This is a genomic window from Microcystis viridis FACHB-1342 (assembly GCF_014698335.1).
GTDB lineage: Bacteria > Cyanobacteriota > Cyanobacteriia > Cyanobacteriales > Microcystaceae > Microcystis > Microcystis ichthyoblabe_A.
The window spans coordinates 1-14,783 of sequence record NZ_JACJSV010000016.1; the positions used below are offsets into that span (position 1 = coordinate 1).

Annotated in this window: 17 protein-coding genes and 2 pseudogenes; 5 read left to right on the plus strand and 14 right to left on the minus strand. The window is 41.3% G+C overall.

Translation table 11 applies throughout. The features are described 5' to 3' along the window. From H6G40_RS07525 to H6G40_RS07540, 4 genes and pseudogenes are all read right to left on the minus strand, one after another. Positions 1 to 67: pseudogene (locus H6G40_RS07525) on the minus strand (GDP-mannose 4,6-dehydratase); the annotation flags it as partial. A gap of 123 nt (positions 68 to 190) precedes the next feature. Beyond that, positions 191 to 535, minus strand: a complete 345-nt coding sequence (locus H6G40_RS07530) for a TIGR03792 family protein (protein WP_069475217.1) — start codon at positions 533 to 535, stop codon at positions 191 to 193. Positions 536 to 547: 12 nt separating this feature from the next. After that, positions 548 to 1,435 (minus strand): ParA family protein, encoded by an 888-nt coding sequence (locus H6G40_RS07535; RefSeq protein WP_069475216.1) that lies wholly within the window; start codon positions 1,433 to 1,435, stop codon positions 548 to 550. 15 nt (positions 1,436 to 1,450) lie between these two features. Continuing rightward, a complete protein-coding gene (locus H6G40_RS07540) occupies positions 1,451 to 2,506 on the minus strand; it encodes a metallophosphoesterase family protein (protein WP_002731607.1) in 1,056 nt (351 codons plus the stop codon). A 107-nt stretch (positions 2,507 to 2,613) separates the two neighbouring features. Between H6G40_RS07540 and H6G40_RS07545 the strand changes: the two genes are divergently transcribed. Then, positions 2,614 to 3,090, plus strand: coding sequence for a pyroglutamyl-peptidase I family protein (locus H6G40_RS07545; protein WP_002732607.1), 477 nt, complete (start codon positions 2,614 to 2,616; stop codon positions 3,088 to 3,090). A 224-nt stretch (positions 3,091 to 3,314) separates the two neighbouring features. On the opposite strand, the gene H6G40_RS07550 is transcribed toward H6G40_RS07545, so the two are convergent. The 4 genes from H6G40_RS07550 to H6G40_RS07565 form a co-directional block, all read right to left on the minus strand. Continuing rightward, complete coding sequence (locus tag H6G40_RS07550; RefSeq protein ID WP_002734659.1) at positions 3,315 to 3,872, minus strand: hypothetical protein; 558 nt, start codon at positions 3,870 to 3,872, stop codon at positions 3,315 to 3,317. Between the two features lie 228 nt (positions 3,873 to 4,100). Beyond that, the gene (locus H6G40_RS07555; RefSeq protein ID WP_002751022.1) at positions 4,101 to 4,313 is read right to left on the minus strand and encodes a tetratricopeptide repeat protein; all 213 of its coding nucleotides are present in this window, start codon (positions 4,311 to 4,313) and stop codon (positions 4,101 to 4,103) included. Positions 4,314 to 4,316: 3 nt separating this feature from the next. After that, complete coding sequence (locus H6G40_RS07560) at positions 4,317 to 5,012, minus strand: Uma2 family endonuclease (protein ID WP_069475214.1); 696 nt, start codon at positions 5,010 to 5,012, stop codon at positions 4,317 to 4,319. Positions 5,013 to 5,251: 239 nt separating this feature from the next. Then, the gene (locus H6G40_RS07565; protein ID WP_002733849.1) at positions 5,252 to 6,535 is read right to left on the minus strand and encodes an aspartate aminotransferase family protein; all 1,284 of its coding nucleotides are present in this window, start codon (positions 6,533 to 6,535) and stop codon (positions 5,252 to 5,254) included. A 126-nt stretch (positions 6,536 to 6,661) separates the two neighbouring features. Here H6G40_RS07565 and H6G40_RS07570 point away from each other — a divergent pair, with 126 nt between their 5' ends. Beyond that, positions 6,662 to 7,720 (plus strand): potassium channel family protein, encoded by a 1,059-nt coding sequence (locus H6G40_RS07570; RefSeq protein WP_002733229.1) that lies wholly within the window; start codon positions 6,662 to 6,664, stop codon positions 7,718 to 7,720. Here the strand turns inward: H6G40_RS07570 and H6G40_RS07575 are convergent, their stop codons facing one another. Next, positions 7,721 to 8,131, minus strand: a complete 411-nt coding sequence (locus H6G40_RS07575; protein ID WP_123231313.1) for a PIN domain-containing protein — start codon at positions 8,129 to 8,131, stop codon at positions 7,721 to 7,723. Next, a complete protein-coding gene (locus H6G40_RS07580; protein ID WP_123231314.1) occupies positions 8,128 to 8,892 on the minus strand; it encodes a hypothetical protein in 765 nt (254 codons plus the stop codon). The genes H6G40_RS07575 and H6G40_RS07580 overlap by 4 nt, the downstream gene beginning before the upstream one ends. Before the next feature lie 273 nt (positions 8,893 to 9,165). On the opposite strand from H6G40_RS07580, the gene H6G40_RS07585 reads away from it, so the two are divergent. Both H6G40_RS07585 and H6G40_RS07590 read left to right on the plus strand, forming a co-directional pair. Beyond that, positions 9,166 to 10,437 carry a type IV pilus twitching motility protein PilT gene (locus tag H6G40_RS07585; protein ID WP_042790341.1) on the plus strand — a complete coding sequence of 424 codons (1,272 nt, stop codon included), beginning with the start codon at positions 9,166 to 9,168 and terminating at the stop codon, positions 10,435 to 10,437. A gap of 90 nt (positions 10,438 to 10,527) precedes the next feature. After that, positions 10,528 to 11,274: a circadian clock KaiB family protein gene (locus tag H6G40_RS07590; protein WP_123231316.1), complete on the plus strand. Its 747-nt coding sequence runs from the start codon at positions 10,528 to 10,530 to the stop codon at positions 11,272 to 11,274. Here H6G40_RS07590 and H6G40_RS07595 read toward each other — a convergent pair. Continuing rightward, positions 11,271 to 11,483 (minus strand): hypothetical protein, encoded by a 213-nt coding sequence (locus H6G40_RS07595; protein ID WP_002751038.1) that lies wholly within the window; start codon positions 11,481 to 11,483, stop codon positions 11,271 to 11,273. The two genes, H6G40_RS07590 and H6G40_RS07595, sit on opposite strands and share 4 nt — an antisense overlap. Before the next feature lie 70 nt (positions 11,484 to 11,553). Between H6G40_RS07595 and H6G40_RS07600 the strand changes: the two genes are divergently transcribed. Then, complete coding sequence (locus tag H6G40_RS07600) at positions 11,554 to 13,215, plus strand: M14 family metallopeptidase (protein ID WP_069475211.1); 1,662 nt, start codon at positions 11,554 to 11,556, stop codon at positions 13,213 to 13,215. Here H6G40_RS07600 and H6G40_RS07605 read toward each other — a convergent pair. From H6G40_RS07605 to H6G40_RS07615, 3 genes and pseudogenes are all read right to left on the minus strand, one after another. Then, entirely contained in the window at positions 13,210 to 13,677 is a 468-nt protein-coding gene (locus tag H6G40_RS07605; RefSeq protein WP_069475210.1) for a retroviral-like aspartic protease family protein, read from the minus strand. The genes H6G40_RS07600 and H6G40_RS07605 overlap by 6 nt on opposite strands. A 66-nt stretch (positions 13,678 to 13,743) precedes the next feature. Continuing rightward, positions 13,744 to 13,989: pseudogene (locus tag H6G40_RS07610) on the minus strand (pentapeptide repeat-containing protein); the annotation flags it as partial. Positions 13,990 to 14,003: 14 nt separating this feature from the next. Beyond that, a complete protein-coding gene (locus tag H6G40_RS07615; protein WP_238560383.1) occupies positions 14,004 to 14,450 on the minus strand; it encodes a hypothetical protein in 447 nt (148 codons plus the stop codon). Between the last annotated feature and the right edge of the window lie 333 nt (positions 14,451 to 14,783).

Here is a 14,783-nt window from a genome sequence, read left to right on the forward strand (position 1 = left end):
ATTCGCTTAGATAGGAACCATCTTGACCGGTGATGCCGGTAATTAGGGCGCGTTTAGCTTCAGTCATCAGTAATTTACCTAATCGGAAAGAATAAAGACCATATAAAGAGTCTGACTGCTTATAGCACACTTTAGTCACTGGGGACAAGTTTGGCTAGGTTGACAGGGGACAAAAAGATGAATTTATTTTTTATCCAGGCTGCATAGATTCTAAATGGTTCTGACAATTTTCTCGAAATTTTCTGACTTGAAATTCCTTGACTTTGGTTAATTGATAATTATCCTTTCCCATGGCTAGGGAAAATTTTGCTTCGGTGTCATCAAGTAAATTTTGGGGTACAGCTTTCCACTGTTCTTTCGTTTGCCAATGGACAACGATAATTAATTGTTCCTCAATGGCGGGATTAATCCAAATTTCCTTACCTAAAAAACCAGGTTGTTTTGCTAAAAACTTTGTCCAAATTTCTTGATCTTTTTGGATAAATTTTTCTCGTGCTTCGGGTTTAACTTGAAATTCTAACCACTCAATGACCATAGTAATTATCTCCTATTTTTTGGTTTTGATCAAGAATTCTTCTGTGAGTTTCATAAAAGCTTTAGAACCACTAGAAGAGGGCATGGCTGCCACCGCAGGCACGAACATATCCACAGCTTTAGCTACATTAACATCCATAGGAATCGCATTAGCAAAAATTTGATGGGCTTGAAAATCCTGTTGTACCCGGCGCATGACTTGATTATAGTAGCGACTGAGTAAACCACCACCGGAAAGAATAAAAACTATACCGAGTAAACCGGGGTTAATCGGTTCGGTTTCTTGATGACTAGCTTTCAGTTTAACTATTCTTCTTTCTAATAGCTGAATGCCGACAATTGATAAAGGTTCGGGACGGGCGGGTAGTAAATAAAAATGACTGCTACATAGACCACTACGAGTTAAAAGATTATAGCCCGGAGCGCAGTCCATGATAATATAATCGTAACGGTCTTGAATAGGGTCAATGATTTTTTGAATTAAGACTCTTTCTAGGTTATTCCAAGCATGATCAAAGCCTAAATCTTCCTGTAAAATTGCTTGATGGTGCAGGGTTTCTGAAACGACATATTCATCATAAAGCTCGATGTCTCCTGGCAGTAGATCTAAGCCTTGAATTTCACAGACTGAAGGGACGATAATATCATCAATAGTTAATTTATTGTAGGGATTGGGTTTGATAATTGCTTCTAATAAATAGCTTAAAGTGCGTTTTTTGCGACGCAGTTGAGCAAATTCATGGGGGGACATTAAGCTAAGAGTCGCACTGATTTGAGCATCTAAATCGAGGACAAGGACTCGTTTTTGCTGAAATTTAGCTAAACAGGTGGCAAGATTGACGGTAAGGGTAGTTTTTCCTACTCCTCCTTTCATATTAACGGTGCTGATGACAGTGGCCATTATGGGAATTCCTTTCTAGTTAACCGATGGAATATCTCGACGTAAAACTTGCCCATTGGGAGCCATAATCAGAGGAGGTAAACTGGTAATATCGATCGCTTCTTGGGTTTTCATGTCGTAGGTAGTGTAAACTGTCTCCTGTTGATGGGGATTAATATCGACAATTGTTAGGGTTTTTCTGGGTGCTTGTTCACTCTTCAATAACCGTCGCGGTCCACTGCCTAAAGCTCCTGCATGTAATAATTGTAACTGCCCCCGTTTACCCGGATAGTAAGCGTGAGCATGGCCACTAATATAAGTATGCACCTGATGAGCCTCTAAAAACGCTCTTAATTGCTCGGCATCGGCTAAATAATCCCCCGGTCGATTTCTGCCCACGGCAACACCGTAGAGGGGTAAATGACCGATTACTAGCCGCATTCTAGCATTTTTAGCGTCGCTACTACTCAAGTTTTTTGCCGCCCAATTTAGTTGTTTCCGAGAGATTAAATGAGTGGAGGCATCCCAAACTAGATAGAATATACCATTTTGAGTGAAAGTATAATAAAAAGGAAAGCCAGTTTTATCGATAAAATTTAAACTTGTATTATGTTGGGGGTTTTGCCAATAATCTTGGGCTAGTTTTCTCTCCTTAGCATAGATAAATTTTCCTGCGGATAAAGCTCCAGAAGCGTCATGATTACCGATGGTAAAACCAAAGGGTATTTTAGCAGCTCGCAGGGGCGCGGCGATATGGTGATCAAAGGCCGACCACATAGCGTTAATTGCTGCCTCTGTCAAGCTGCTTTTTTGTCCTGCCACCATGTCGCCACCACAGAGAACCAGATCGGGTTTATGATTGATAATTAAAGGGATAGCTCGATCGATTTCGGGATCGTAAGTAGTGGAACCGTATTGACTATTAAGGTCACTAATCACGATTATCTTGACTTTTTTCGCCTTTTGTGCTTGTTTAACAGCCGACTCAGGGGGATTTTTGGAAGTAACAGGCTGTAAAATCTGATGAGCGCAAGCTGCCAAGCTAAAACCGCCTAAACTGCCACTAATAAGCAAAAATTTACGGCGTTGCATAGAATATCAATCTCGTCTTTAATTGAGGTCATGTCAGTTAGTGTAGCAATTTTTGTCCCTTCGATCGCTTTTTTGTTGATTATCCCAATTAACTATCAGGAGATAACTTGACAATTCTCTTAACTTCTTTTGCGCCTTGGTTATGCCATCATCGGAGTAATTCCTCCGATGATTTGTTAGTATCTATTCAAGATAATTGTCCAAAAAATCTTTTATTTTTGCGTCAACTTCCCGTTAATACTCATCGAGCCAGTGAACGAGTTATCAAAGCTATTCAAGACAAAAAAAACGATTTAGTTATTTGTTGTGGCATGGCGGAAAGTCGTTATCGTTTAAGTTTAGAATCTCAGGCTAAGAGTAGTACAAAAAAGTTATTGACACCAATTCCCTTGCCAGATTTAATTAAAAACCTTAACTATAGTTATATCAGCGATAATGCCGGTCAGTTTGTCTGCGAAGAATTATATTTTCAAGTCTTAAAATATCATCCAAGGGCTTTATTCGTTCATGTCCCGCTTTTAACTGATAAAAATTTTGCTATTATTCAAAGGGATTTTCAGAAAATTATCACCCTTAGTCGTTAGCTCATATAATTCGAGAGTAAGTTTCAAGGGAAAAAGGAAAAAGGATATACTGGTATTTTGCCATAATTGCCCTCCTCGACTTGAGAGCGCACCTGAGTCTAATAAATCTCATTGCCACGTCGAGCAAATTCTTCTTTGCTGTACTGGGGTGATCCCACTATCATTGGCTTGACCTAGTTGCAACTTTTGCCCCTATATTTTAAACTAAACATTGGGAATCTTCACTAACATTCCTCAACGACGCGATTAGTTAATTGTCGATTGGCTAAAGCTCGATCGCCTAGGTAGGGTAGGGGACTAGAAACATTGAGAAAGCTAGTTTTAATAATCGGTTCTAAAGTGATATTTTTCTGACGGGTTAATTCCTGTAATAAATCATGATATTCTTGATAAATATGAGCAATTTCTTGCCAAACTACCCAGCGCAAAAGTATTAACAAAATCAGATAATTACTGTATAACTTTAGGGTTGGGGTTAGACAAATTTCTCGGAATTGATAGGCAGTTATCAAAGAATTATCAAAGTCTTCTGCTAAAATATAGAGGTTAACCAATTGTTCCAAAAGACTCAGATCATTTGGTCTTAATTGCAGACAAAGTTTAATAATTTCCACTCCAAAAGTGGGACTTTGTTGCTCGTTGGTGACTCGTGCTGCTATCTGAAAAGCTTGCGGGATAAAACTATCGGCTAATTCCTCCAGGTAGGGTAAACTTGCTTGAGCTAAATCTAAAGTTAATTCATGGGGATATAAAAGACTTTTGAGAACTACATTTAAAAGCAATTCTCGATCGGGATTAGATCTGAGATTGTCTTGAATAGGATAATTAAGTAGTTCTTCAGGATCAAATATTTCTAAATCTAAAGCTAAGTCGAATAAAGCTAATAAATTATTAATTGACTTGGGAACAATTTCCTGTAGATGATAGCGAAAATATTCTACAGCTGCCAGATCACCTTTTCTTTGTTGTCGTCGCGCTTCTGCGTCTAAAACCGCTTCTAATTCTGCTTGCTATTGCTTGACTTTTTCTGGATTACCTCCTCTTAAAACATTTTGCCACATTACCTGCGCTTCTGCTTCTAAATTTTGCAGAAGATAGGCAACTCCCAAGTACCAATAGTCAGAAATATTTTCGGGATTGTTATCGATTAGTTCCTCGTAGATTGCCGCAACTTGAGGATAATCTTCGGCAATTAAAGCTTGATAAGCGTCAGGATGCCACATAAATCAGTTATCAGTTTTTTGAGATAATATTTTCAGAAAATCTTGATGTTCTTGACTGGCTAAACCTTGCTGTAAAACAGTCAAAACCTGTCCCAAGTTACCCGCTAATAAAGCATTAACATCTAACCAAAGACCGGGGAAACCCTGCGAGTAAATTATCTCTCGACTATCGGGTTCAAGTTTAATATATTCTCCAGCATTTAATCGGAACCAATCTAATTGACGTTCATAAACTCGCCAAACAAGATATTCTTGCACTTGATTACGACGATAAACTCGCCATTTATTGTGGAGATCATAGGAAGCAGTAGAAGCGGCGATTTCTAGGATTAATTCCGGCGCACCTTCGATATAATCATCGTCACTAATAGTTGATTGTCCAGCAATTTTAATTCTTAGTAAAGCATCCGGTTGTACCTCATTATCTGCGTCCAGACGCACTGTAGTATTATCCGCAGACATTACCCCAATTGTGGCAGCTTTATAGACCCCTAACCAAGTTAAAATATCAGAATGAGGTTCTCCATGACTCTGCACTCGTACAGGAGAGGACATATAAACTATCCCTTCAATTAATTCGGCTTTTTTTACTTCAGAAAAGTTCTGATAACGACGCTCAAATTCCTGGCGACTTAGTTGATCACCATTTTCTAAAGGAGGGGTTTTAGGGAGAGAATAAATAGGTTCAGAAGTGATCATTTTATTTGCCCCGAACAACAGTAGATTTATCCTCCCCTAGTCCAGTGAAAAAGTGACAGTTAGGGGGGATAAAGCTCAAAAACAATTGACTGATAAGTAGGGAGGCACAATTATTTGTAGGATGGGTTAGCGGTAGCGTAAACTATGCAGGCGTTGGGTTTCATGCTTCAACCTAACCTACGTTCTGGAAACTGTCAACTTAAAACTTACATCTGATAACTGATAACTGATAACTGAAATTAAACCACTTTAGCGATGGCTGCTTCTAGCTTATCCATCGCCTCATCTACTTCTGTTTCCGAGACAATTAAAGGCGGTACAAAACGGAGGACTTTCGGACCTGCGGGAGCAATTAATAAACCCTCGGGCAAGGCTGCATTAACAATAGTAGATGAAACCAACTCACTTTCTGAATTAATTTCCAGACCATTAATTAAACCCCAACCGCGCACATCGACAAATAGATGGGGATATTGAGAAGCAATCACGCGTAAACGGCTGCGTAATTGTTCCCCTCGCTGCTGGACATTTTCGAGAAGATGATCCCGTTCAATGGTTTGTAATACTGTTAAAGCTGAGGCACAAGCGAAAGGATTACCTCCAAAGGTACTCGCATGACTACCCGGTTCAAACACATCACAGAATTTTCTGCACATCATCGCACCGATGGGAATACCACCCGCTAAACCCTTAGCAGAAGTGAAAATATCCGGTTCCACTCCTAAATTCTCATAACCCCAGAGTTTACCGGTTCTTCCGACTCCCACCTGTACTTCATCAAAGACAAGCAAAATGTTATTTTCGTCGCAAATTTGCCGTAAACGTTGGAAATATTCGATATCCCCCGGACGAACTCCCCCTTCACCCTGCAGCGGTTCCAACATAATCGCAGCCACCCGACGATTACCCTCATCGAGATCAGCGATCGCATTTTCCACCGCTTCGATATCATTATAGGGAATATAGGCAAACCCCGGCATCAGGGGTTCAAAGTCTTTTTGGTACTTCGGTTGACCGGTTGCGGTGATGGTAGCTAAAGTGCGGCCGTGAAAACTAGCGTGAGCGGTTAGAATAACCGGCTGTTCGAGGAAATCTAGCACCGTATGGGCATATTTTCGTACTAATTTAATCGCCGCTTCGTTTGCTTCCGCACCAGAATTACAGAAAAAGACTTTATCAGCGCAGGAATGATCGACAATCCATTTAGCTAGTTCTCCTTGTTCGGGAATATAGTATAAATTCGAGACATGATGGAGTTTTTGGATTTGCTGGCTAACCACTTCAATTAAAGCAGGGTGCGCGTGACCGAGGGTACAGGTGGCAATTCCCGCGACAAAATCAAGGTATTGTTTCCCGGAAGTATCCCAGAGGAGACAGCCTAACCCTTTGGCGATCGCAATGGGAAAACGACCATAAGTATTCATCACATAGCTGTTAAAACTATCTGGATCGAAGGGTTGATTCGGGTTTAAATTGGGAGTGGGATCAGCTAGGGTTGGTTCTAAAAGGGTTTCTGGACTCACTGGGGAACTCCTGCGCGATTAGACATAGGGGAAATTATAATCAAATCCGTCTGAGAAGGACGGGTTATTTAGATTAAAAACTGATTTCATTGTAAGTTACTAGACAGTGTTAGGGGTGAATTTTGCTTGTCTATCAGTGAAGATAAATATCGTCGTCTGCGTCAGGAATTAATCGGGGGAATTTTTGCCCTGATTGTGGTATTTTTGCTGGGTACGCTTTGGTATCATCTGATCGAGGGTTGGAGTTTGCTAGATTCGGCCTATATGACGATTAGTACCCTCGCTACCGTCGGTTTTGGCGAAATTAATCCCCTAGGTGAACGGGGACGACTATTCACGATGGTTTTGATTATCATGGGAGTAGTCAGCATCGGTTATATTGTTAATCGCTTGACCGAAGCTTTAATTCAAGGCTATTTTCAAGAGGGACTCAAACAGAGACAGGAGAAACGCTTGATTGATCGACTATCGGAACATTATATCATCTGTGGTTTGGGTCGCACAGGCAGACAGGTAGCGATCGAATTTTACGCAGAAAATATTCCTTTTGTAGTTATTGATACAGACCCCCTACAGGTAAATCGGGCCAAAGAATTAAATTATATTGTTGTTCAAGGAGATGCCACCTTAGATAAATCTTTACAAATGGCAGGAATTGAACGCGCTATTTGTATTGTGGCCGCTTTAACTTCCGATGCGGAGAATTTATATACAGTTTTGTCTGCTAAAACTCTTAATCCGAAAATTCGTGCTATTGCTAGGGCCAGTACCGAGGAAGCAGTACAAAAATTACAACGGGCCGGGGCCGATGCGGTAGTATCTCCCTATATTACCGGCGGCAGAAGATTAGCAGCCGCAGCCCTACGACCGCAGGTGATGGATTTTGTCGATGGTATTTTAACTGGAACCGATCGATCGTTTTATATGGAGGAATTTTTAATCGATCCCAGGACCTGTCCCTGTGTGGGTTTAAGTCTTAGTCAAGCACATTTAAGATCTCGATCGGGGGCCTTAGTTTTGGCAATACGTCGCGCTGATGGTACGCTAATCGGGGGACCGACTGGCGATACGGAATTAATGGCCGGGGATTTATTAATTTGTATGGGAACGGCCGAACAATTACGCAGTTTAACTCAGATTTTAATCCCCATGCGATCGGATGGTTTACGTTTACCGAAGCATTAGTTAAAGAATCGATAAAAAATCGGCTGGTACCATTGCGGGAACAGGGGAAGCGGCAAAATCTCTTAGGTTTCGCGTTATGATTATTTCTAGCTTTTCTGATTCAGCAACGGCACTGGTAACGGCATCTTCAAAATCTTTCATAGGACTTGTCAATGCTTGCCTAATTATTGCATCTGTCACCCTAGCAACTTGCAAATTCTCTAGAAGACTTATCACCAATTTTCTTGAGCTTTCCCTTCCGTTTTGTTTAGACAAAATATAATAAATATTAGTGACGGCATGACCAGAAATATATCCTTGAGTTTTACCTGTCTTAACTGTATTGAATGCTTGTACAGATGCTGGAAAATGTGGTTCACGCTTACCCAAAACATCTAGCAATACATCACTGTCGAATAAGACTCGTTTCACCGATACTTCTCCACTAAATAATCAATATACGATTCTTTTGGGTCTTCTGGTCCTAAATCGACAACACCCACTAAGTTTCTTGTCCAAGGATCAAGATCGCTTAAGTCATCTGTTAGGGAATGAGAAGTAGTTTCTGAGGATACATTACTAGGATTAAATCGCTCTTGAATTCTGAAAATTATTAAACTGTAATAGGCTCTCAGTTGGGTGACTAAAGATTTGTCAGTATCTTGGAAATATTCGGTTATAGTACGATTAGAAACCGATAGAGCATTTTTAGCTCCCTGGTAAATTTGCTCTAATTCTGAATCGGCAAACATATCAATAAACACATCTATCGTTTCCGAGAGAAGGAGTGAACCTTCCACCACTCTGATTAAATCGGCTTTTTCCTCACCAGTCTTTCCCTCATTGATCTGAGCAAGGCTGATAAATAATTGATTATAGGCAGTAATTTGATTAGTAAATTGGTCTATATATTGGATTAACTCCAGTGCTGAATCCTCATCTCTATACTGTTTCCATACCTGAAACCATAATTCATCAATTTGACAAAATATATCGGCTCTTGCTTGATAAGTTTTAGAGTTATCCTTAACTTGCTCAACTAAAATCTTAGTTTCTTGTAGTAAATTATCCAGTATTATCCGATCAGAATCGGTGACAATTTGATCGAGTTTATCTGTAATATTTTGCAGGTTTTCTAACAAAAATTGTCCTAAATTTTCCCGTTCGACTGAAGTTTGCAGACTATTCATCATATTTACCTCCCCTAAGACTGATGATCAAACAGAAATGAGTAGTCAAAATTATCAGCCCTAAACCTCCATTGTAACAATTTTGGGGTCTGAAAGGGTGATTATAGTTACTATAGCCTCTGAGGGAGATAGATTAATTACCGTTCACTCTTAATTCCCCTGACTCGGAGACTACTGACTCCCGACTCCTCAATCTAACATCTGTGGGGAATTGAGAAATTGAGGATGAGATGTTAGTACAATCGGGGAATAGTAAAGGAAAAACCCCTATTTACCATGAGTCAAAATCCCAATTCTTCCTCGCGATCACTGCAGCCGCTGCCGGTTCCCTCCATCCCGATACCTCCCTCGGAGTTAATCAAGGGAACCAAACCAGAGATAAATCAAGAAATGAGCCAAAAGGTGGCGATGCAGTCCAAAAAAGTGCCTAATATGCCACAAAATGGTCAAATATCGCCACCACGTTCTCCCCAAAGTCGCGCTTCCAATCAACCCACCTTAGAGTATTTGGTTCGGATTGCCTTTGAGCGGGGTTATTCGGACGTTCACCTCGGGGTTGGAGAACAACCCCGGATGCGGGATCGTGGCGAAATGATTATTCTCGACTATCCTGAAATTGACATCAACACTTTTTATAGTTGGTTACGCGAAATCCTCGGTGAAGAAGAAATCCTTCGCTTTAAAAAAGACCTAGAATTTGACGGTGCGACTCAGTACCAATTCGCTAGAGCGCGGATTAATATCTTTGAAAGTCTGCGCGGTCCGGGGATGGTTTTGCGTCTGATTCCCATGAAAATCCCCACGATGGAACAATTGGGCCTACCGATAGTGTTTCGGGATGTGTGCGATGTGCAGAAGGGATTGATTTTAATCACCGGTCCGACGGGTTCAGGGAAATCCACCACCCTAGCAGCCATGATCGATTACATCAATAAAGAACACGCCAAACATATTATCACCATCGAAGACCCGCTCGAATTTGTCCATAAAAGTCGTCGCAGTTTGATCAAACAACGGGAAGTGGGAATACACACCCATGAGTTCGATAATGCCCTAAAAGCCTGTTTGCGGGAAGACCCAGATATTATTCTGGTGGGGGAGATGCGGGACAAAGCCACCGTTAATACTGCCCTGAAAGCTGCCCAAACCGGTCACTTAGTCCTGGGAACCCTGCACACCAACAGCGCTGTAAAAACCCTTGACCGGATTTTAACTCTTTATAGCGCCGAGGAACGGGAATCGACGCGGGTGGCGATCGCAGAATCCCTAGTTTGTATTATTTCCCAGGGTTTATGTCGCACCACCGACAGTAAACGGACGGCTTTTCACGATATTCTCGTCAACACAGAAACCGTCAAAGATTACATTTGCAGCGGCAAAAATGACGAAATTATCGAATTAATGAGAGACGGCGAATACCACGGCATGATTACCACTAATCAATCTCTGTTTAACCTCTATCAAGAGGGACGGATTAGCGATGAGGTCGCCCTGGAAATGTCCCCGGTTCCCAATGAAATGGCCATGATGCTGCGGGGTAGAATCTAGAAAAACCCTGAAGGAAATCCTTGAGGGATCAAGAGTTTAGTAGGCTAGAAAAATAGAAGCTCCTACTTATTCTCTAGGGGAACCCCTCAAGTGATCACTTCCACGATTGTGTTGCCCGATATTTTTAAAGGCATCGCCCTGTTTACCCCCGGGGGCGATCTAATTTACTGTATCGATCCTGATAAACAAACTCATTGGCATCTGAATCTCTGCGCTGCTCTCCAGTCCGCTTTAGGGTTGCCAGAACCCCCCCATTTTTTAGTTCCTAGTTTTACTGCTACCATCGATCGCTGGCGAGATCCCTACAGTCACCGTATTCATACTAGAGCCGAAGTCTATCCCCTTGTCCGTCGCTATCAGCCTTTATTAAATGCTATTTTCGCCACGGACGATCGAGCTTGGTTTACTGTACCCTGGCAGGAACAATCCTCTAATCCCACTATCTTAGAAACCTATCGTCAGCAGTTTCCCCAACTTTGGCAATCCCACGATCTGATTCTCCGTTATCAGGAGCGCCACCCAACGACTTCGGGGATTAATGCTGACTCTGACTATAGTAATCCTAGTCCCAAGGGTTATGTTTTGCGGTTATTTGTCTCCGGTAATAATGCCAATACTAAACACACCCTAGAATCGATCCATCAGCTTCTAGAACGAGAATTACACCATCCCTATACCCTGAAAGTGATCGATATCTCTAAACATCCAGAACAAGCAGAATCTAATCATGTCTCTGCTATTCCCACTTTAGTCCGGGTTTGGCCGCAACCGGTGAAACGCATCATCGGCGAATTTGAGGATTTACCGCGAGTATTACAGATTATCGCCACCGCTTAGGGTTTAAAGACTTCTGACTCGATTCCTCGCCACCATTCGCCCAATTTCATTAAGTCTTGCTGAATATCATCCAATTCTTGGATATATTCCTGTTGGGAAAGACTAGCGCGACGTTCTTGCAGTTTTTTGAGACGCAATTGCACCAACAGCCAAGGCTTAGAAATACCGTTAGTTTCTTCAATATAGCGAGCAATATCCTGACTATCCATAGTTTTTACTGTTATTATCCTATATTTTGTCAAATTAACCCAAGACTCCTTTTTTTAGTTGCAGAAGATTATGTTTGATTTTAGCCACTATTACCCCTACACCGAATTAGTTTCTTTCCTGAAAAACCTAGCTTCATCCTATCCTAATTTAATTAGCCTCACCTCGATCGGTAAAAGCTACGAAAATCGAGATATCTGGTTAACTACCCTAACAAATCAAGCCACAGGCCATTATTTAGAAAAACCTGCCTATTGGATTGATGCTAACACCCATGCGGGGGAAGTAACAGGCTCTGCCGTCGCTCTCTACACTATCGCTCATCTTTTGCGCCAATACGGTCATAATTCCCAAATTACCAGACTTCTTGACCATTACACTGTCTATATTTTGCCGCGATTAGCCGTGGATGGAGCGGAAAAATATCTCACCACTCCCTATATGTTACGATCAAGTATTCGCCCCTATCCCCACACGGATGAGAAACCGGGGCTATATCCTGAAGATATTAACGGCGATGGTTTAATCTTACAAATGCGCCAAAAAGACACCTGTGGCGCTTGGAAAATTTCCGAACAAGATCCTCGCATTATGGTGCGTCGCGAACCGGAGGAATTTGAGGGAACTTTTTACACTTTGCTCACCGAAGGTTTAATCCGCGATTACGATGGCTATAATTTTACCACTGCCCCCACCCTAGAGGGCCTGGATTTTAACCGCAATTATCCCGTTTATTGGGTTCCTGAAGGGGAACAACAAGGGGCCGGAGACTTTCCTTTTTCGGAGCCAGAAACCCGTGCAGAAGCCGAATTTTGGGCAAATAACACTAATATTAATGGCTTCGTTACCTATCATACCTATTCAGCAGTCATGTTGCGTCCCTATAGCACCCATCCCGATGAATATTTCCCCGTGGAAGACTTAGAAATGTATAAATATATTGCTGATAAGGGAAAAGCAATGACTGGTTATGAATGCGTTTCTGTCTATCACGATTTTCGTTATCATCCCAAAGAAGTGACTAACGGTGCCATGGATGATTACGGCTACGATCATTTTGGTTGGTATGGTTTTACGGTGGAGTTATGGGATGCACCCACCCAAGCGGGAGTGAAAAAAGATGATTATATTCAATGGTTTCGCTGGCATCCTTTTGAAGATGAATTGAAATTACAGCATTGGAATGATGAGAATTTAGCGGGAAAGGGTTTTATTAATTGGCAAAGTTTTGATCACCCCCAATTGGGAGAGGTGGAAATTGGCGGTTGGGACTTTAAAAATGTCTGGCAAAATGCCCCAGAAAAGTATTTACCGGATTTATGTGAGAAACAATGTCAGTTTACTATTGCCCATGCTTTAATGTCACCTCTTTTAGCTATCTCTCGTCTTGATCTGAAGTCGGAGGGCAATGGTATTTATCATCTGGTTTTACAGTTAGAAAATCAGGGATTTTTACCCACTTATACCAGTAAAAAAGCACTGGAAAGAAAGATCGTTCGTCCCATTCAAGTCAAGTTAAATTTGGCCGATGAGGTGAGTTTAATAGTGGGAAAATTAGAGCAGGAAATCGGTCACTTAGAAGGGCGATCAAATAAAGTATATAGTAGCCTCGCTCACGGTTTAGATTATCGCTGTACGGTGGAATGGGTGATTAAGGGAGTTTCTGGTCAAGAAATCGAGATTATCGCTATAGCTGAAAGAGCCGGGACAGTCAGACAAAAAGTGATTTTATAGAGCTATTTGGTTCGATAAAATTGTTAAATAAGTCTCGTGGGATTCCGTGGGTAAAACTCGCAATTTTTGGCTAAGAAGATCTGGTTCTAATCCCAAAGCTTCTAAGGGAATTACTCCTAATAAATTGTTTTGACCTCCGGGTAATTCCAAACATTCAAAAGTCCCTTCCCGTCCCGCGATAATCAAGGTGGCATCGCGAAAAATTCTCGCTTTTCCTATGCCTTTAGCCGTAGCCACATCTACTTCTTTTAAAAGCTGTAAACCCAAGCGGGAGATTACTTCTGGCACCAGACAAAGAGTGGTTGCTCCCGTATCCACCAAGACATTTTCTAGGGTAAGAGAGCGAATTTGATCGGGAGAGATTACAGCCGCTGCTGCTAAAATTTGATCGGCGCGATTGATAACTGTAATGCTGGTGTAGATTTTGCCCATATCTTCTGTAATAATTGCTGGATCAACCATAATACTACCCTCAATTCTACCCCTAAATTATACCAGAATAACTGCCAAAAAAACTGTCTAGTAATTTTAATTATTAATCCAGCCATCCGGCACAATTGCACCGCAGAAGTTAACTCCCATCAGATTAGCACTCATTAACTCGGCACCAGTTAGATTGGCATTACTTAAATCAGCACTGGTGAGATTTGCTCTAGCAAAGAAAACATCGATTAAATCCGCTTCCCTAAGATTAACTCCTGAAAGATTAGCCTTTCTTAAGTCAGCATGATTCATTCTTGCCGCTTGAAAATTAGCTTGACTAAGATTAGCTCGATACGATCATTTTCTCAACATTTTTTATAGGCGGCAAACATTAATTTTTGCATTCTCTCCGCCTCTAGATGATTTTCTAGGCTATTAACCACCCGTCTTAAGGAATTATCTTCCTCGTTGTTGACAGCATTATTAACGGCGGTAAACCTAGGATTAACTGCTGGTTCTAATGATGATAATTGGGTGTCATAGGCGGCAGCAATATCACTATATAATTTACTGATTTGCTCAATAATAACCGTGGCTACTCCCGCATAAACTTCAGGACGATTTAGGGTTTTAACTAATTTATAAACAGAAAAAGTTAATTGTTCCTTACTGGTTTTAATTTGCAGCAACTCCTCCAACAAGTCGGCTCTCCTAGGTTTGGTGGGTAAAATGTATTCTAAGATACATTTCTCAAGAGCGAGGGGGTGGAACGAACCACAAAGACACAAAGGACACAAAGATCGATCGATCATATTGTAAGTTAAACTGATCACACAGAACCTAGAAGAGCCACAAGTCTTCCATCGCCACACCGTCTAATACTAAATCCGTTGAGTATAGGTAACCTATCAGGATAGGCAATAGGCAAAGGGCAAAAGGCAAAAGTGGGGATAGATAATCAGTTTTTAATAACTGGATTTAGTCTAAAATATTAGGGTAATGATTCGGTAGTAGTGGCGTAGCTCTCTTGCTTACCTGGTATGAATTGTGTAAAATATTTATGAATAAAAATAATTGGAACCCGATCAGTCTTTAAACCTCTAGCTTGATCATGACTTTTCTGATAAATATCTTTTTCTGGCTTC